At 75.0% G+C, this 19,520-nt stretch carries 7 protein-coding genes; all 7 read right to left on the reverse strand.

Going from position 1 to position 19,520, the window contains the following annotated elements; genetic code table 11:
* Positions 1-23 precede the first annotated feature (23 nt).
* Positions 24-5,522 (reverse strand): type I polyketide synthase, encoded by a 5,499-nt coding sequence (locus NIE79_RS04795; RefSeq protein ID WP_238677390.1) that lies wholly within the window; start codon positions 5,520-5,522, stop codon positions 24-26.
* Between the two features lie 14 nt (positions 5,523-5,536).
* The gene (locus tag NIE79_RS04800) at positions 5,537-9,085 is read right to left on the reverse strand and encodes a non-ribosomal peptide synthetase (RefSeq protein ID WP_238677391.1); all 3,549 of its coding nucleotides are present in this window, start codon (positions 9,083-9,085) and stop codon (positions 5,537-5,539) included.
* Positions 9,082-11,391: a lantibiotic dehydratase gene (locus tag NIE79_RS04805; RefSeq protein ID WP_238677392.1), complete on the reverse strand. Its 2,310-nt coding sequence runs from the start codon at positions 11,389-11,391 to the stop codon at positions 9,082-9,084. Before NIE79_RS04805 ends, NIE79_RS04800 begins: the two co-directional genes overlap by 4 nt.
* Positions 11,388-14,486: a thioesterase domain-containing protein gene (locus NIE79_RS04810; protein ID WP_238677393.1), complete on the reverse strand. Its 3,099-nt coding sequence runs from the start codon at positions 14,484-14,486 to the stop codon at positions 11,388-11,390. The genes NIE79_RS04805 and NIE79_RS04810 overlap by 4 nt, the downstream gene beginning before the upstream one ends.
* Positions 14,483-18,025 carry a beta-ketoacyl synthase N-terminal-like domain-containing protein gene (locus NIE79_RS04815; protein ID WP_238677394.1) on the reverse strand — a complete coding sequence of 1,181 codons (3,543 nt, stop codon included), beginning with the start codon at positions 18,023-18,025 and terminating at the stop codon, positions 14,483-14,485. The genes NIE79_RS04810 and NIE79_RS04815 overlap by 4 nt, the downstream gene beginning before the upstream one ends.
* 431 nt (positions 18,026-18,456) lie before the next feature.
* On the reverse strand, positions 18,457-19,032 hold the full coding sequence (locus NIE79_RS04820; RefSeq protein ID WP_238677395.1) for a DUF2267 domain-containing protein: 576 nt from the start codon (positions 19,030-19,032) through the stop codon (positions 18,457-18,459).
* Positions 19,033-19,072: 40 nt separating this feature from the next.
* Positions 19,073-19,471: an NUDIX hydrolase gene (locus NIE79_RS04825; RefSeq protein ID WP_238677396.1), complete on the reverse strand. Its 399-nt coding sequence runs from the start codon at positions 19,469-19,471 to the stop codon at positions 19,073-19,075.
* Positions 19,472-19,520: the final 49 nt, after the last annotated feature.

The raw sequence follows: 19,520 nt of genomic DNA on the forward strand, positions 1-19,520 counted from the left end.
TTCTCTCCACTCCTGGTTTCTCGTCACGCGCGGGGCAGTCGCGGAATGGCGGGGATCGGTGCCGGGGTGGCCGGCTCGTCGGTGTCGGCCGCGGCGACGCGCAGTTCCTCGATCCGGGCTGCCAGCCCGGCCACGGTGGGGGTCTCGAAGAGGCTGCGCATCGGCAGACGCACCCCGGTCGCCTTGCGCATCGCCGCGATCAGCTGGACCGCGACCAGGGAGTTGCCGCCCAGGGCGAAGAAGTCGTCGTCGACGCCCACCTCGGGCACCCCGAGCCGGTCCTGCCAGACCCGGGCGATGGCCAGCTCCAACTCGGTGCCCGGCGCGGCGGCGCCGGCCGACGCCCCGGTCGCGGCCGGCCCGGTGGCCGCCTCGTCGCCGGCCAGGTTGCCGGAGGTGACCCGGCCGGCACGGTGCCGAATGTCCTCGACCGTCCGGGTGGCGATCACCACCTGGGCGCCGAGACCGGCGGTGAGGCTACGGCGGAACGCCTCCGCGCCGTCCACCGGCCGGATGTCCTCGGTGGACGGGGCCGGCACCGCCCCGGCGTCGTCGCCGGCAGGTCCGCTCAGGCCACCGGTGACGGCGCCCTGGTCCACCCTGCGCAGCACGAAGTCGCTGATCTCGACCAGCTCCCGGCCGTCCGGGTCGCGCAGCGACAGGTCCGCGGCGACGACCTCGTCGGTGCCGCCGGTGCGGTGCCGCAACCGGCTGGTGAACCGGGCCGGCAGCGGACCGCGCACCACGATCCGGCCGTAGGACAGCGGCAGGTAGGTGCCACTGCCCTGGCCCCGGCCGAACGCGGTCGCCACGTCCAGCAGTGCCGGGTGCAGGCCCCAGACGGGCAGGTCGTCGGCCGCCGAGGCGGGCGCCTCGACGACGGCCAACTCCTCGCCGTCGGCCAGGTGGTGCTCCCGCAGCGCGGCCCAGCGCGGCCCGAACGTCAGCATGCTGGTCCGGCCCCGCCCGAACGACGCGTCGTCGTCCACCCGGCGACCCACGACCGTGGCCGGCTGCGGTGCCGGTGCCGGCTCGTCGGTCCAGCCCGCGCCGCCCCGCACGTGGGTCCGCAGCCGGCCGCCTGCGAGGCTTTGCACCGCGAACTCGGTGCCGCCGTCGTCGGTGCCGGTCAGCTCCACCCGGTACTGGGCAACGGTGCCGTCGGGCACCGCGAACGGCTCGAGGAAGACCACGTCGCGCAGTTCCACCGCCGCGGCCGGACCGGGCGCGGGCAGCGCGGCGGCCACCGCGGCCCGGACCGACTCCAGGTGGGCGGTGCCCGGCACCACCGGCACACCTCCGATCCGGTGCTCGTCGAGCAGCCAGTGGGTGGCCGCGGAGACCAGCCCGTGCAGCACGGTGCCGTCCGGCCCGGTGACCTTCGTGGTGAGCACCGGGTGGTCGACCGCCGCGGTGACGGTGTCCCGGCCCGCCGCCCGGAAGCCGGCCGGCACGGCGGTCTCCACGGCCATGCCGACCTCGGCCCAGCCGCCCCAGTTCTGCGACAGCACCGGTGCCCGCCAGCCTGCGCCCGAGCGCGCGTGCGCGTCGAGGAACGCGTTCGCGGCGCAGTAGTCGACCTGTCCGAAGCCGCCGACCACGGCGGTGATCGACGAGCACAGCACCACGAAGTCCAGTGGCAGGTCACCGAAGACCTGGGCGAGGGCGAGCGTGCCGGCGAGCTTCGGGGCGAGCACCCGCTCGGCCTCGGCCCGCTCCTTCACCTCGGCCATTCCGCCGCCGGGCAGGCCGGCCGCGTGCACGATGCCGTCGATGCCGCCGTACGCGGCCTGCGCGGCGTCGCGGACCCGGCGCAGGTCGGCCGGGTCGGTGACGTCGGCGGCGAGCACCAGCACCTCGGCGCCCGCGGCCTCCATCCGACGGATCGCCGCGATGGCCCGCCCGGCCCGGTCGTCGCCGTGCACCGCGAGGTGGTCGTCCCACCGCTCACGCTCCGGCAGCCCGGAGCGGGCCAGCAGCACCAGCCTGGCCCGGGCCCGGGTGGCGAAGTCCTCGGCCAGGGTGATGCCGATGCCGCCGAGGCCGCCGGTGATCACGTACCGGCCACCGTCACGCAGGGCTCCCGCCTCCGCCTCGGAGTCCACAGTCACCTGCTCGAAGCCGGGCAGCCAGCGACGCCGCCCCCGCAGCGCCACCTCGGCCCGCTCCGGGTCCCGGAGGCGGCGCAGCTCGGCGACCACGGCGGCGACGTCGTCCTCGGCCGGGTCCCCGTCGACCAGCCGCACGGCCAGCCCGGGCAGCTCGGCCGGCAGCACCCGGACCAGCCCGGCCAGTGTGGCGTGCTCCGGGCGACGCAGGTCGTCGCCGCGGACGTCGCCGACCCCGGCGGTCACCAGATCCAGGGCGAGGCCGTCGTTCTCGCTGGTCAGGCCGGCGCCAGCGAGTGCCTGCACCAGGTGCAGGGCGCTGAAGAAGCCCCGCTCCTGCGCGGCCCAGACCGCCGCGATGTCGGTGCCGGCCGGCGGGCCGTCCAGCGTGAACGCGTGCACCAACCGGGCCGGCATCGCGTCGGCGGTGAGCGCCGCGACCAGGTCGTCGTAGTCGGCGCGCACCCCAGGGCGCAGGTGGTAGCCGGTGTCGGTCCCGGCGAAGGAGTCGCCGGGGCGTACCACGATCGGGTCGGCGCCGGCGGCCCGCAGGCCGGCGACCAGCGCGTCACCGCGCGGGCCGGCGGTCAGCACCAGGCAGCGGCCCAGCGGCTCGGCCGCCGGCAGCGGCGCGGCCTGCTGCCAGACCGGCACCGCGAACCACTGCGGCAGCGGTCGCGGCCCCACCTCGACCGGGGCGGACACGACCGGCTGCTCCGGATCCGGGTCGATCCAGAAGCGGCGGCGCTCGAAGGGGTACGTGGGCAGCGGCACCCGCCGGGCCGCCGGGTCGTCGTCGAAGCGCACGGGCACGGCGGCGGACCAGAGCGCGCCAGCGGCGCCGAGCAGGGTGGCCAGGTCGCCGGTGCCGTCGCCCGGCCCGGGCAGGCTGCTCAGCGGGGCGAGCGGGCGCAGCTCCGGTGCGGCCCTGGCCACCTGCATCCGGGCCAGGCTGGCCAACTGCCGGCCGGGGCCGCACTCGAGCAGCTGCCAGGTGCCCGCCGCGAGCAGGGTGGCGACGCAGTCACCGAACCGGACCGGCTGCCGCAGGTGCGCCGTCCAGTACGCCGGGTCGGTGGCCTGCTCGGCGGTGATCCAGGTGCCGGTGACGTTGGACAGGAACGGCAGCGTCGGCGGGCGCAGCGTGACCGTGCCCATCAGCGCCGTGAACTCGGCCAGGATCGGGTCCATCATCGGCGAGTGGAAGGCGTGCGAGGTGCGCAGCATCTTGCTCTTGCCGTCCAGCGTCGCGGCGAACGCCTCGACCGCCGCTGTCGGGCCGGCCACCACGCAGGTGCCCGGGCCGTTGACGGTGGCGACCGCCAGCCCCGCGGGCAGTTGCGCCGCGACCACCGACTCGTCCAGCGCCACCGCCAGCATCGACCCGGTCGGCACCGACTGCATGAGCCGGCCCCGGCCGGCGACCACCCGCAGCGCGTCGGGCAGGCTCAGCACGCCGGCGATGGTGGCGGCGACGTACTCGCCGATGGAGTGGCCGATCATCGCGGCCGGCCGCACCCCGGCGGCCTGCCAGAGGACGGCCAGGGCGTACTCGACGGTGAACAGGGCCGGCTGGGTGTAGCGGGTCTCGACGAGGCGCTCCCCCGCCGCCGGGTCGCGGCCGAGGATCAGGTCACGCAGGTCCAGGCCGAGTTCGGGGCGAAGCAGCTCGGCGCACTCGTCGACGGCGGCCGCGAAGCTGGGCTGCTCGGCGTAGAGCTGCGCGCCCATGCCGGCGTACTGGGCTCCCTGACCGCTGAACAGGAAAGCTACCTGTGCCGGGGCTGGACTGTCGGTCAATGGTTGCGGTGCGCGGGGGCCGCGCTTGGGAGAGCGCAGGGCAGCGACCGCGGCGGCCAGGTCGGTGGCGACCACGGCGCGGCGGTGCGCGTACTGCCTGCGGCCGACGCGCAGGGTGTGCGCGATGTCGCCGAGGTACTCCGGCCCGGCGTCGGCCGCGCCGTCCAGGTGATCGGCGAGGCGCCGCACCGCCGCGTCCAGGGCGGTGGGGGTGGCCGCGGAGACCTGGAGCAGGTGCGCCGGGCGCACCCGCCGGTCGTCCCGGTACGCCGCCGGCGCCTCCTCCAGCACCACGTGCGCGTTGGTGCCGCCGATGCCGAACGAGCTGACCCCCGCCCGGCGCGGCCCGCCGTCGGCGTCCCACTTGGTCAGCGTGTTCGTCACGAAGAACGGGGTGTCGGCGAACTCGACCGCCGGGTTCGGCGTCTCGAAGTTGATCGTCGGTGGAAGCAGACCGTGCTCCATGGCCAGCACCGTCTTGATCACGCCGACGATGCCCGACGGCTGGCTGAGGTGCCCGATGTTCGACTTCACCGAGCCGATGCCGCACCAGCCCCGCTCGTCGGTGTCCTTCGTGTAGACCGCGGAGAGCGCGGCCACCTCGATCGGGTCGCCCATCGCCGTGCCGGTGCCGTGTGCCTCGACGTAGGTGATGGTGCGCGGGTCGACGTCGGCCATCGCCACGGCCTGGGCGACCACCGCCATCTGCCCGTCGACGCTCGGCGCGGTGAAGCCGACCTTGCCGGCGCCATCGTTGTTGATCGCGTTGCCGAGCACCACGGCGCGTACGGTGTCGCCGTCGGCGATGGCGTCGGAGAGCCGCTTGAGCAGGGTCACCCCGACTCCGCTGCCCCACACCGTGCCGTTCGCGTCGGCGTCGAACGGGCGGCACCGGCCGTCAGGCGAGGTGAAGCCCTCCATCCCCAGGTAGCCGACGTGCGGCAGCTCGATGTTCGCCGCGCCGGCCAGGGCCATGTCGCACTCGCCGTTGCGCAGCGCCTCGCAGGCCAGGTGGAAGGCGACCAACGAGGTCGAGCAGGCGGTGTGCACGGTCATGCTGGGCCCACGCAGGTCCAGCCGGTACGACACGTTGGTGGCCACGTAGTTCGGCGAGTTGCCGGTGGCGATGGACACCGCGGTGTGCGGGTTGCCGCCGGCCCGCTCGTTACGCAGCACGTTGCGCTGCAGGTACGTGTTGCCGCCGGTGCCCGCGTACACGCCGATCGCGCCGTCGTAGCGCGACGGGTCGTAGCCGGCGTCCTCCAGCGCGGTGTGGCAGGTCTCCAGGAACAGCCGGTGCTGTGGGTCGGTCAGCTCGGCCTCCCGGCGGGTCATCCCGAACAACCCGGCGTCGAACTCGTCGTACCCGGCGACCAGCGGGACGCGATTGACCCAGCCCGGATCGTCGACCTCGTTGACTGTCGCGCCCCGGGCCAACTGCTCCTCGCGGGTGAGCTCGGTGGCCGACTCGACCCCGTCGACCAGGTTGCGCCAGAACTCGCGCACGTCGGCGGCGCCGGGTAGGCGCGCGGCGAGGCCGACGATCGCGATCGGTTCGATGCCCTCGTCCGCCAGGTCGGTGGCGTCGTCGGGCCGTGTGGTCGGGTTGTTCATCAGGCTGTCCTTCGTCACGCGGTGCCGCCAGGGCGGCGGGGAGGGATACGGCGGGTACGGCCACGGCGGGCGGCGGCCCGCATCGCGGCCCGGGCCAGCTCCGGCCGGTCGGCGGCGCCGTCCAGGCTGGCGGCGAGGGCCCGGACGGTGGGGTGGCGGAACAGGTCGAGCATCCGGATCGAGCGGCCGGTGGCGGCGGTCAGCCGGGCGTGCACGGCGGCGAGCGCCAGCGAGTGGCCGCCGATGTCGAAGAAGTTGTCGGTGACGCCGACCCGGTCCCGCTCGAGGACCTCCCGCCAGATGCCGGCGATCAGCTCCTCGGTCTCGGTGAGCCCGTCCGGTCCGGCGGGCAGCAGACCGGGCGGCGGGCCGGCGGCCTCCGCACCGGCGACCGTCATGGCGCCGAGCTGCGGCACCCGCACTGTGGGCCGGGGCAGGTCGACGGCCACCGCCCGGGCCGGCGCGTGCGGCGTGGCGGCCAGCGCGTCCACCAGGCCCGCCAGGTCGGCGAGCAGGTCCTCGATCCGGGTGGCGTCGAACAGGTCGGGGTTGTAGACCACCTCGACCCCGGCACGGCCGTCGCGCTCCACCACGTACACGGTGATGTCGAACGGCGAGCCGGGCTTCGGCACGGCCACCGGCTCGGTGCTCAGCCCGCTCAGGTCGAGCCGGGGCGGGGCGAAGTTGAGCACGTTGAAGAGCACCTGCACCAGCGGCGCCCGGGCGGTGTCCCGGCCGACGCCCAGTGCCTCGACGATGCGTTCCAGTGGCGCGCCGGGGTGCGCCGTGGCGTCGTGCAGCTCGCCGGCGCACCGGTCGACCAGCTCGGCGAAGCTCGCGCCGGCGGTCCGTACCCGGACCGGCACTGTGTCGATGAACAAGCCGACCACGTCGTCGAAGGCGGCCAGCCGCCGGTCGGCGACGATCGCCCCGAGCACGTGGTCGTCGCCGCCGGTGAGCCGGGCGATCAGCTCACCGAAGGCGGCGAGCAGCACCGCGGCGACCGTGGTGCCGCGCCGCTCGGCCAGCTCCCGCACAGCGTGGTCGGCCGTCGCCGACAACCGGATGGACGCCTCCGCGCCCGCGTAGGTCTGCACCGCCGGCCGGGGCCGGTCGCGGGGCAGCTCCAGGACGGTCGGCGCGCCACTCAGGTGCCCGGCCCACCAGGCCAGATCGGCCTCGCCCCGACGCCGGTCCCGCGCGTCCCGCCACACCGCGTAGTCGGCGTAGCGGGCGCGCAGCTCCGGCAGCGCGGGCGGCTGGCCGGCCACCGCCCGGCCGTACCCGGTGGCCACGTCGTCGTAGCAGACCCGCTCGGACCAGCCGTCGAAGACCGCGTGGTGCCACGTGACCGCCAGCACGTGCTCGTCCGGCCCGAGCCGGTAGACGGTCACCTGCCAGGGCGGCCCGGTGGCCAGGTCGAACGGGTGCGCGGCGCCGGCGGCGAGCATCCGGGCCAGCTCCGCCTCCCGGTCCGCGCTGTCGGTCAGGTCGACCACCGGCACCGCCACGTCGGTGGGCTCCGCGCAGACCGCGTACGGCACGCCGCCGGTCTGCGGGATGCGCCACCGCAGCACGTCGTGCCGGACGGCCACGGCCCGCAGCGCGGCGCCGAGCGCGGCCGTGTCCAGCGGCCCGCGTAACCGGTGCGCCACCGCGATGTTGTACGGCGCGCTGGACGGCGCGAGCTGGTCGACGAACCAGAGCCGGCGCTGCGGCGGGGAGAGCGTCGGCGGGTTGCCGGTGCTCAACTCGTCGCCGGCGCTCGGCGCGACGGCGACCTGCTCGACCAACCGGCCGAAGCCGCGCAGCGCGAACACCTCCCGCGTGTCCACCTGCCGGCCCAGCTCGTCGCGCAGGGCCGCCACCAGCCGCATCGCCGCGATGGAGTTGCCACCGGCGGCGAGGAAGTCGGTGTCCGGGCCCGGCGGCGTGCCCAGCAGCCGGGTCCAGATCCCGGCCACCGCCGCCGCGACCGGGTCGTCGGTCAGGGCGGCGGGCACCACCGCGTCGGCGGGCGTGCCGCCCGGCTCGGCCGGTGGGGTGGTGAGGGCGGTGGCGGCCAGCGCCCGCAACGCCGGCCGGTCCAGTTTGCCGCTGGTCGGGCTCACCGGCAGCGCGGCGCGGCGCAGCACCCGGGCCGGCAGCATCGCGGCGGTCAGCCGACTGCCGGCGTACGCGCGCAGCCGCGCGTCGTCGGGCGCGTCCGTCGGGGTGAGGAACGCGACCAGCTCGGTGCCGGCCGGCCCGGCCACCGCCTCAACGGCCACCGAAGCGACGCCGGGCAGGTCGGCCAGCACCGCCTCGACCTCACCCAGCTCGATCCGCTGCCCCCGGATCTTGACCTGCCGGTCGGCCCGGCCGAGGTAGATGATCCGCCCGTCCAGGTCGTGGCGGACCAGGTCACCGGTGCGGTACAGGCGCTCACCGGGCAGACCGGAGAACGGGTCCGGGACGAAACGCTCGGCGGTCAGCGCGGGCCGGCCCAGGTATCCGTCGGCCAGCCCGGGCCCGCCGATCAGCAGCTCACCGGTCTCCCCCACCGGCACCGGGTCCAGCGCGGCGTCCACCACGTAGGCGCGGTGGTTGGGCAGCGGCCGGCCGATCGGCACCGGGTCGGCCTCGGTGGCGCTCAACGGGCCGCTGACCGCCAGCACCGTGGTCTCCGTCGGCCCGTACCCGTTGAGGAAGCGCCGGCCGGGCGCCCAGCGCGCGGCCAGCGCGGCCGGGACGGCCTCGCCACCGCACAGCACCGTGCGCCAGTCGGGCACCTCCTCCGGGTCGAGCATGGCCAGCACGGTGGGCGTGATGAAGCCCCAGTTCACCTCGTGCGCAACGATGAACCGGGCCAGGCGCACCGGGTCGGCGCGGTCCTCGGCGCCGAGCAGCTGCACCGTGCCGCCGAGCAGCAGCGGAACGAACAGGTCCATGGTCGCCGCGTCGAAGCCCAGTGAGGCGATGCCCAGGCTGCGCACGCCCGCGTCCGCGCCGCTGAGCGCGACCACGCCGCTGACGAACTCGACCACGTTGCGGTGGGTGGTGAGCACACCCTTGGGTCGGCCGGTAGAGCCGGAGGTGAACAGCACGTACGCCGGATCGCCGGGGCGGGCCGGGCACGGCGTGAGGGGAGCCGGACCGGGCAGGCCGATCGCCTCGACGCCGGGCGCGGCGCCGAACTCGGCCTCCGCGGCGTCGCCCACCACCAGCGACAGGCCCGCGTCGGCGGCGATCCCGCGCAACCGCCGACGCGGGCCGCCCGGCTCCAGCGGCACGTAACAACCACCGGCCAGCAGCACACCGAGCACGGTGGCCACCAAGTCGGGTCGACGGGTGCCGCACACACCCACCCGGGTCTGCCGACCGACCCCCCGGGCACGCAGCGTGGCGGCCACCCCGGCGGCCCGGGACAGCAGCTCGGCATAGCTGAGCCGGGTGTCCCACTGGCGCACGGCCACCGCGTCCGGGGTGCGGGCGGCCTGCGCCACGACCAGCTCGGCGAGCGTCGCGTCCGGCCAGGGCAGCGACTCGCCCCGCACGGCGCTGACGGACAGGATGTCGGTCACCCGTTCCCCCCGGGGTAGCTGCTCGGATCGGTGACCTGCAGGCGGAGCTCGTTGACGTACCTGCGGCCCTGGGCGTCGGTCACCCAGCTGTCGTCGGGCGTCGGCAGCAACTCGGTGACCACGATCGCGACGTCCGGCCCGGTACGGGCGGCGGCGTCGACCATCGCGCACAGCGACTGGGCGTAGAGCGGACCGGTCAGGTCCACATAGCAGGGCTTGACCTCGGTGCCGAGCTTCACGAACACCCGCTCCGGCAGGCCGAGCCGGGCCCGCCACCGGCGCACCGCGAGGAAGCGGCCGGCCTCCCCCTTCACCCCGGCCAGATCGCTGTCTGCCACAGTGGTCCGCCACGTCCGCCGGGCAACCACCAGGCGGTCGATGGTGATCCGGGGCGTGTGCGGCGCCGGGTCGAGCAACTTGAAGCTGTCCAACAGCAACGACCCGAGCAGGTTGGCGAAGACCTCCACCAGCGGCCAGCGGCTGCCGTCGGGCAGCACCGCCTCCAGCCGGTCACCCGCCGGCACCACCCGCACCTCGGTGGCGGGGACCAACCGGTCGATCTCGCCGCCGCGGGCGGTGTCGATGCCGAGCTGCCGGTCGGCCGCGCTGTTCAGCCCGTACGTGGTGCGAGTGGTCACTCTCGGGAAGCCCTCGGGGTAGAGCACCCGGACCCGGGCCGGGCCGAGGTCTTCGTCCAGCCCGGCGCGCAGCGCCACCGGGTCCGGGTGGAACGGCACGAAGACCGCGCTGTCGAAGGGCACGTGAGCCGGGTGCAGCTCGCCCAGCACCAGCAGGAACTCACCCCGGTTCAACGCGTCCAGGTCGACGGCGCTGATCTGCACGTCCGGGCTGTGGATCCGGCCGGACGGCCAACCCGGCGCGGTCGCCGGGAACACCCGGTGGGCCCGCTCGGTCAGCTCCGCGGCGCTGAGCCGCAGCTCCGACTGCCCCGGCGGCAGCGCGGCCAGGTCGAACAACTCCGCCCATCGGGCGGTGAAGCCTGCTCCGGCGGCAGCCAGTGGCCCCTCCGGGGCGAGCAGCAGCCCCTGGGCCAGGGACCAGACGTCGGCCAGCCGCACCGGGCCGTCGGCGCGCAACTCCTCGTACAGCTCGCCGAGGAGCCGTTCGCAGGCGGCGCCGATCTCCGCGGTCAGCCACCGCGCGGCCTGGAGCAGCACGGCCAGCGGCGCGGCGAGGGCATCGAGCACCCCCGCACCGACGGTCACGCTGAGATCCCGGGCGGTCTCCTCGTACACCACCGTCCGGCCGACGTACATCTGACCGGCCTGCCGGGTGGCGGGCCGACCGGTGACCTCGGTGAACTCCGCGTTCAGCGCCTCCAGCGCGGCGCCCAACCGGTCCGGGTCGCCAGCCGCCGCGGCGACGTCGTCGCGGCGCGCACAGAGCCGGTCGAAGCCGTCGATCACCTCGGCGCGCAGGTCGGCCGCGCCGATCGCATCCAGCCGCTCCCGCAGCACCTGCTCGGCCCGGGGGCTGATCGGCAGACCGGCGTCCCAGGTCAGCAGGCCACGCTCGACCAGTCGGTCGAGCAGCAGGTACGCGTCGGCGGCGGAGCGCATGCCGGAGTCGCCGTCGGCAAGGATCCCCTCGACCAGCCGCAGTGCCGGCGTACGCCCGTCGCACCCGGCCAGCAGCCGGGCCTCCAGCGTGGACACCTCCACCGGGGGGTGCAGCGGCCGGTGCAGCCGCCGGCCCTCCACCGTCAGGTGCGGCGCCAGCGCTGGCGCCCACCAGCGACGCACGTCCAGGTCGTCGGCGAGCCGATCGGCGTACGCGATCAACGCCCACGCCTCGAAGCGCACCAGCCGGCCCGAGAGCAGCCCCGGCCCCGGGCGCAGCCGGGTCGACTCCTCAGCGGGGTCGAGGATGCCCCAGCAGACCGGGCCGAAGAAGCCGATCGTCTCGGCCTTGCCGCAGTAGCGCTGCCAGTAGCGCAGCAGGCTCAACTCGCGCCGGCGCCGCCAGTGGTTGCGCACCGACGGGTCGGTACGCAGCAACCCGTCCAGGGCTGTCAACATGGCCGGGTTCTGCCAGGTGACCGCCTCGCGCAGCAGCGGATCGGCGGCGATCTCGCCGGCGGTCACCGAGGCCCCGGCCAGGGCCTCGGCGAACGCCTTGTCGAACAGGTCGGCGGTGAGATCGCCGGCCAGCAGCGCGTCCGCGGCGGCGGCGGCCTCCGGGGCGGCGAAGGCGGCCAGGCCGTCGGCCGGGAAGCCGGCGGTACGCAGCACCACGTCGCGCCAGACCGACCAGCCCGTCGTGCCGAGGGGCAACAAGTGCTTCATCGAATCAGCTCCGGCTCGTCGGTGTCCACGATGTGCAGTCGTAGTTCGCTGAAGTAGCGCCGGCCCGCCGCGTCGGGCACCCAGGCGTCCTGCGGGGTGGGCAGCATCTCGCTGACCACCAGCGTCGTGGCGTCGCCGCCGTCCAGGCCGGCCGCCCGCACCATTGCGCAGAACATCGCGGCGAAGGCGGGACTGCTCAGATCGACGAAGCAGGGCTTGGTCTCGGTGCCGAGCTTGACGTACACCTGCTCCGGCAGGCCCAACCGGCGCCGCCAGTCCCGCACGGCCAGGAAGCGGGCCCGCTCCGCGGTCACCGCGCCCAGGCCGCACGCGCCGACAGTGGTCCGCCAGGTCTGCCGGGCCACGACCAGCCGGTCGAGGGTGATCCGCGGGGTGTACGGCGCGGCGGCGACCAGTTTGAAGCCGTCGACCGCGTGTGTGCTGAGCAGCCCGGCGCAGACCTCGGTCAGCGACCAACGCTGTCCGTCGGCGGCGGCGACCACCAGCCGACCCGCCTCGTCGTGCACGGTCAGCGCCACTGTGGGCAGCACCCGGTCCGGGTCGGCGTCGGGCGCCGGCGCGAAGGCCAACTGCCGGTCGGTCGGGCCGATCAGCGCCTCCGCGACCCGGCTCGTGCGCCGCGGCCAGTCGGTGGGGAAGAGCAGCCGGATCCGGTGCGGACCGAGGTCGGCGGCCAGCGCGTCGCGCAGCCGCTCCACGTCCGGGTGCGACGGGGTGAACGCCTGACAGTCGAACGACGGCCAGGCGGCGTGCAGCTCGCCGAGCACCACTGTGTAGTCGCCCCGGGCCAGCGCGGCCGCGTCGGCCGCGCAGATCTGCAGGTCCGGGCTGTGCAGCCGGGCGTTGGACCAGTCCGTCCGCACGGCCGGGAATGCCTCGTCGACCCGGGCGGCCAGGTTCGCCACGTCGAGACGCACCTCGGTGGTGCCGGGAGGCTGCTGATCCAGCTCGAACAGCTCCGCCCAGCGGGCGGCGAACTGGGCGGCGACCGCGTCCACCGGGCGCTCCCCGGTGCCCCAGAACAGCCCCTGGACCAGGAACCACAGGTCGGACAGGGCGACCGGGGCGTCGCCGGCCTCGGTGCGCAGCTCCTCGTACAGCTCCCGGAACACCGCCCCGTACGCGTCCTCGAGCACGACGGCCAGCCAGCGGGCGGCCCGCAGCAGCACGGCCAGCGGCGCGGCGACGGAGTCCAGCAGCGGCGCTCCGAAGACCACGTCCAGGTCCCGGCTGGTGTCCTCGTAGCAGAGGGTCCGGCCGGCGTACATCTGTCCGGCCCGGCGTTGTGCGGCCTGCCCGGTCAGGTCGGTGAACGTCGCGTCGAGCGCGTCGAGCGCCACCCGCAGTCGGTCCGGGTCTCCGGCCACCGCGACCACCGCGTCCCGGGCGGCGCAGAGCCGGTCGAAGCCAGCCTGGGCGGCGGCCCGGGCCGGGGCGTCGCCGACGGCGGCGATCCGCTGCCGCAGCACCTCCTCGGCGGCCGGACTGACGGGCAGTGCGGCGTCCCAGGTGACCAGCTCGCGCTGCACCAGCCGGTCCAGCAGCGCGTACCCGTCCTCCGGTCGGCGCAGCCCGATGCTCGGGTCGGTCACCAGGTCGCGTGCGGTGCGGTGGCCGTCGGCGGCGGTGAGCAGGGCCGCCTCCACCGGGGACAGCGGGACGGGGGGCCGGCCCGGCCGACGCACCTCCCGGCCGACGAGGCACAGGTGCGGGGCGAGTCGGGGCGGCCACCAACGGCGCACCCCCGGGTCCTGACCGATCCGCTCGGCGTACGCGGTCAGCGCCCAGGACTCGAACCACACCCAGCGGCTGCGGGTCAGCGCGGCGCCGGGGCGCACCCGCGCCGCCACCGGCAGCTCGGGGTCGATGGTGACCCAGCAGCTCGGGCCGAAGAAGCCGACAGTCTCGTTCTTGCCGCAGTACCGCTGCCAGTACTTGAGCAGGGCGCGTTCCCGTTCCCGGCGTCGCACGTTGCGGGCGGCATCGGGGCCGCCCCGGGCCAGGCCGTCGAGGGCGACCAGCGCACTCCGATTCTGCCAGGTGACCGCCTCGCGCAGCAGCGGGTCGGCGGCCAGCTCGCTCAGCCCCCGGCCGGTGGCGGTGATCGCCGCGGCGAACTCCTTGTCGAACAGGTCGGCACCGGTGCCGCTGGCGAGCAGTTCGTCGGCCGCGGCGGCGGCCTGCGGGGCGGCGAGCATGGTCAGGCCCTCGGCGGGGAAGCCGGTGCTGCGCAGGAGGGCGTCGCGCCACACCGACCAGCCGGTCTCGCCCAGCGGCACCCGGTGCCCGTCCGCCGCGGCGCGCGCCGGCCCGCCCGTCGTCGGGGAGCGAGCGGTCTCCCGGTCGAGCGCGGCGCGCAGGTCGGCGCGGATCGCCGCGGCCAGCCCGGGCAGCGCGTCGTGCAGGAAGAAGTGCCCGCCGTCGAGCTCGTGCAGGGTGAAGCCGGCGCAGGTGTGCTCCCGCCAGGCGTCGCTCTGCTCCCGGCTGACCGCCCCGTCGTGACGCCCGCTGAACACCACGATCGGCACCGGCAGCGGCTCCTCGGGTCCGTACCGGTAGCCGTCCACCCGCTCGAAGTCGGCGCGCAGCAGCGGGAGCAGCAGCTCGACCAGCTCGGGGTGCCCCAGCACCTCGCCGGGCAACCCGCCGCCGACCCGCAGCCGGCGCAGCAGCTCCTCGTCGTCCACCTGCGACAGCCCGTCGAAGACGCTGGGCGCGTCGATGTGCGGGGCGCGGGCGCCACCCACGTAGAGCCGCAGCGGCAGCGGACACCCGCGTCGGCGCAGCTCGCGGATCACCTCGAAGCCGAGCCGGCCGCCCATCGAGTGGCCGTAGATCGCGTACGGACCGTCGGCCCGCTCGGCGATGGCGGTGGCCACGTCGGCCACCCGAAAGCGGGGGGCCTCACTGATCCGGTTCTCCCGGCCGGGTAGCTGCACGGGCAGCACCTCGACGTCCGGGGCGAAACGGCCCGGGAAGTGGCGGAACGCGCTGGCGCCGGCGCCGGCGTAGGGCAGGCAGAACAGTTGCACCGGCGCCGGATCGCGGCTGCCAGCGGAGAGGAACCAGGTCACCGCTCGCCTTTCTGAGGGGGGTCGATCCAGTACCGCCGCCGCTGGAAGGGGTAGGTGGGCAGCGAGGTGCGTCGGATGGCGTCGGCCGGATGCAGGGCCGTCCAGTCCAGGTGTTGGCCGGCCACCCAACTGGCGGCCAGCTCGCGGAGCGCGCCGGCCGGGCCGGCGACCCGGGCGTCGGTGCTCAGCAGCTCGTCCAGCGCGGTGACCGCGCCGGCCGCGTCGGTGGCGACCACGGCGGCCCGGCAGCCGAACTCGCGCCGGCCCAGCGCCAGCGTCGCGGCGACCTCGGCGAGGGCAGGCGCGGAGCCGGCCAGGTGCCGCCGCAGCCGGGTCAACGCCGCCCGAAGGGCCACCGGGGTACGCGCCGAGACCGGCAGCACCTGCGCCCCGGTCGGCCCCGCGTCGCGCGGTTCCGCCGGGGGCGGCTGTTCCACCACGACGTGCGCGTTGGTGCCGCCCAGCCCGAACGAGCTGACCCCGGCGACCCGACGCGGCGCGTTCGGCCACTCCCGTACCTTCGTCGGCACGTAGAACGGGCCGTTGGCCAGGTCGATCTCCGGGTGCGGCCGGGTGAAGTGCAGGTTCGGCGGGATGACGCCGTGCTGCACGGCGAGCACCGCCTTGATCAGACCGGCGATGCCGGCCGCGGCGTCGAGGTGGCCGATGTTGGTCTTCACCGAGCCGAGCGCGCAGGTCTCGGCGGGCGCGGTGCCCTCGTACACCTCGTGCAGCGCGGCCACCTCGATCGCGTCGCCGAGCGGGGTGCCGCTGCCGTGCGCCTCGATGAAGCGGACCTCGCCCGGGGTGACCTCGGCGGCGGCGAGCGCGCCGGCCACCGCGGCGGCCTGCCCGGCCGGGCCGGGGACGGCGAAGCCGGCCCGGTCGGCGCCGTCGTTGGTGACCGCCCAGCCGGGCAGGATCGCGAGGACCCGGTCACCGTCGGCCTGCGCGTCGGCGAGGCGGCGCAGCGCCACCACTCCGGCTCCGGAGCCGAAGCCCGCGCCCTGGGCGGCCTCGTCGAAGGCCCTGCAGCGGCCGTCCGGTGAGGCCAGACCACCAGGGATGTGCCGGTGTCGGGGCCACATCACGCTCACTCCGCCGGCCAGGGCGATGTCGCACTGGTAGTCGGCGAGGCTCTGCGCGGCGAGACATACGGCGACCAGCGAGCTGGAGCAGGCGCTCTGCACCGCTACCGCCGGCCCGGTCAGCCCCAGCCGGTAAGCGACCTGCCCGGGAAGGTGGTCGGCGAGCTGCCGACCGACCAGCCGGGCCTCCCAGTCGTCCGGGTCGACGTCGCCGACCACTGCCGGGTTGTCCATGAGGTGGAACAGGAAGTAGCGGTTGACGGAGGTGGCGGCGTACACGCCGACCGGGCCGGGGAACCGGGCCGGGTCGTGACCGGCATCTTCCAGCGCCTCCCACGCGGTCTCCAGGAACAGTCGGTGCTGAGGGTCGGTGCGGGCGGCTTCCTGGTCGCCGAAGGCGAAGAACTCGGCGTCGAAGTCGGCGATCCCGTCGAGCCGGCCGGTGGCCTTGACGTGCCGGGGGTCGGCGCGAAGTCCGGGGCCGACCCCCAGCGCCGCCAACTCCTCGTCACTGTGGTCGTGGATGGCGTCCACGCCGGCGCACAGGTTCCACCAGAACGTGGCAGCGTCCGCCGCGCCGGGGAATCGGCCGGCGAGACCGATCACGGCGATCTCGTCGCCGGTGTACTCGCGTACGCCGACGGTTGCGGCGGACGGGCCAGCGGGCATGGGGGGCACGGCGGCCAAGGCCACGACGGCCGGTGCGGGTCCGACGGCCGGTGCCGGCGCGACGGCCGGTGCGGGTCCGACGGCCGGTGCCGGTGGGTCGACCAGCCGAGCCTGGGCGGCGACCGTCGGATGCTCGAAGAGCCGGAGCAGCGGCGGCCGGACGCCGAACCGCTCGGCCAGCCGCTGCTGCACCTGACCGAGCAGCAGGGACTGACCGCCGATGTCGAAGAAGCTGTCGGATCGGCCGACGGCCTCCCGCCCGAGCACGGCGCACCAGATGTCGTGCACGATCCGCTCGGTCGGGGTAGCCGGCTGGTCCCCCACCGACCCGGCTCGGGCGGGGTCGGGAAGGGCCCGCTCGTCGACCTTCCCGCTGACGGTCAGCGGGAACTCGGCGACCGGCACGACGGCGCGGGGCAACGCGTACTCGGGCAGGTGCCGGGCCAGGGTGGCCCGGAGCGCGGCCGGGTCCACCGGCGGCCCGGCCGACCGGACGTAGGCCAGCACATCACCGTCGCGGGCGATGGCGCGCACCTCCGCGACGTCCGGCGCGGCGGCGAGCACCGCCTCGATCTCGGTCAGCTCGACCCGGAACCCCCGCACCTTGACCTGCCGGTCGAGCCGGCCGAGGCAGCGCAGATCGCCGGTGGGCAGCAGCTCACCCAGGTCACCGGTGCGGTACGTCCGCACGCCGTCGGGATCGCGGCCGAAGGTGTCGCTGGCCTGACCGAGGTAGCCCGGCGCGAGGTGTTGGCTGCGGACCACGATCTCGCCGTCCGGTGCCAGTCGCAGCGCGTACCCGGGTAGGGCCGTCCCGATCGGCAGCGGGCCCGTGGCCGCCGGGTCGACGTCGGCAAGCGGCAGCGCGTATCGGGCCGCGAAGGTCATCTCGGTGGCCCCGTAGCCGTTGACCAGGACGCAGCCCCTGGCGAAGCGACCTCGGGACCGGGCGGCGTCGGCGTAGGTGGCCTGCTCGCCGCCGAGCAGCACCACCCGGACCCGGTCGAGCCGTTCGACGCCCGGGGTGTCCAGCAGGTACCGGTAGACGGTCGGGGTGGAGTGGTAGACGGTGACATCGTGGCGGGCCAGGTGCTCGACGGCGTACGCCAGGCCGTGCCGTCGCAGGTCGACCGGGACGACGGCGGCACCGGTGAGCAGCGCCGGGTACAGGTCGGGGATGGACGCGTCGAAGCTGAACGAGGCGAGCAGGCTGAGCCGGTCGCCCGGCCGCAGGTCGAGGGTGGCGATCTGGTTGTTCACCACGTGCGTCAGGTTGCGGTGGCTCTGCCCGACGGCCTTGGGGCGCCCGGTGGACCCGGAGGTGAACAGCACGTACGCGAGCGCGTCCGGGTCCACCTGCACCGGTCGCAGCGGCGCGGGTCGCACGTCGATGGCCGGGACGATCCGCAGGCCCGGCCGGTCGGCGGCGAGCCGTCGGGCCAACTCGGTGTGCTCGCCCCCGCAGAGCAGGGCGGTGACGTCTGCGCCGTCGAGCAGTTGGCGCAGCCGTTGCTCGGGCAAACCGGGGTCGAGCGGCACGTAGCTGGCGCCGGTGGCGAGCGTGCCGAGGATGGCGGCGATGGTGGCGGCCCCGTGTGCGGTCAGCAGGCCCATCCGGTCGCCGGGCTGGACGCCCGCTGCGGTCAGCAGGTCGACGTGCCCGCCGGCCAGGCCGGCGAGGGTGGTGTAGTCGAGCGGGCCGGTGTCGCCGAGCACGGCAGGCTGGTCGGAACGGGTGGCGGCGACGTCGACGAAGCGGTGGACCAGTGTCGAGGTCTTCATCTCAGAACGCGTGCGGGTGTCTACAACGGACAGACGCGCGGCGATAGATGACAGTGATCATGATCCCCCCCCAGGACTTCACAATGGAAGGAGCATAGAGTTCGATGGCCGCCGAGAAAGATCATTGATTAGAGTCGAACCAAAGGGTCGACTCGAGGCTCGGACGAGGGACGTCGAACATCGTCCGATCGTCCCCCTGGCCCGGCGGCGGATTTTCCCCTAAAGCAACTTAATCCGACGAATTTTTCGGCATGACGATCCTTGCGCGGTGGAATTTCGCGACAGCCACAGCGAGGTCGGGTAATCGACAGCCGGCTGGTCTTGCCGACGGACACACGATCTGGCGGTATCCAGCTTTCCGGTTGCCGCGATGTCGGCGTTCTTGAGTGGCTCTGGCCGCAGCGGCCGGGTACGACGGAGTACCTGCCGGCTCAGGGCAGGTACGGGTCCGGCGAAACGGGAGGATCGGACGCGGCACCGTCGCGCGGCAGTCGCGCCACCATGTCGCGGAACTCCCGTACTGTCATCGCCTCCCGCAACGTGGCGAAGACGGCGCCGGTTCCGGCCCGGGCGGTGGCCGCATCCACCCCGGCGCGCTGTCCCACCCGGCGGAGGAACTCCGCCGGGCCGGCGTCCGCCGGCGGTGGAACCGCACCACCCACCTCCAGGCCCACGCCGGTGTTCAGCCCGCCCACGCCAGGCTCCGGTCCACCGCTCAGAAGCGGATCCGCGCCGAGATCCGGACCACCAGCCCCGCCCGGATCCGGGGGTGAGCCTCCGGCCGGATCCGGACCAACGGCACCGGCCGGATCCGGGGCCGGGCCGGTGAGGTAGCCCCCGATCGAGTTCGGAAGGTGCCCGGCGAGGTCGTCGGGCGGGCCGCCGGTCACCCGCTCGGCCATCGTCTGGAGCACGGCGCGGGCGAGGGCGGCGGCCTCCTCGGCCGGCAGGCCGGACCGCCGGGACACCGCGTCGATGAAGTACGGGAACCCGTCGCCGTCGGTCACGCTCGGGCGGTTACCCCTGGCCGGCCGCGACAAACTGAAGCTAGGCCAGCAGACCCTCGGCCAGCAGGTGGTCGAAGATGATCTGGTCGACCGGCGAGGTGCGGTGCCGGTCGGTGTACCCGAGCCAGGCCATCTCGGCGATCTCGCTGGCCGGCCGGAGCTGTCCCCGATAGCCGGCCCGGTAGCAGGTCATCCGCACGGTGATGCCGGCCGTGTGGCCGTGCGCCTGAGCGGAGAAGGTGCCCAGGCGCACGGCGCCGGGCACGTCGACCTCGACGCTCAACTCCTCGTCGATCTCCCGACGCAGGGTCTCCAGGTCGGTCTCGCCCGGCTCGCGCTTTCCGCCCGGCAGGTACCAGACGTCCTTGCCCACCGACCGGGTGCTCAGCACCCGACCATCCTCGACGAGGATCCAGGCCACCTTGTCGATCTCGCGCACGATGCTCCCTCCAGCCGCCGGGATCGGGGACGCTACCACCCCGCGCCGC

The sequence above is a fragment of the Micromonospora trifolii genome (assembly GCF_022229005.1).
GTDB lineage: Bacteria > Actinomycetota > Actinomycetes > Mycobacteriales > Micromonosporaceae > Micromonospora > Micromonospora trifolii.

Bases quoted from the DNA above. Each gene is read 5' to 3' on its own strand.
- NIE79_RS04795 (WP_238677390.1), bottom strand. From the start codon at position 5,522: ATGAACAACCCGACCACACGGCCCGACGACGCCACCGACCTGGCGGAC.
- NIE79_RS04805 (WP_238677392.1), bottom strand. From the start codon at position 11,391: ATGAAGCACTTGTTGCCCCTCGGCACGACGGGCTGGTCGGTCTGGCGC.
- NIE79_RS04815 (WP_238677394.1), bottom strand. From the start codon at position 18,025: ATGAAGACCTCGACACTGGTCCACCGCTTCGTCGACGTCGCCGCCACC.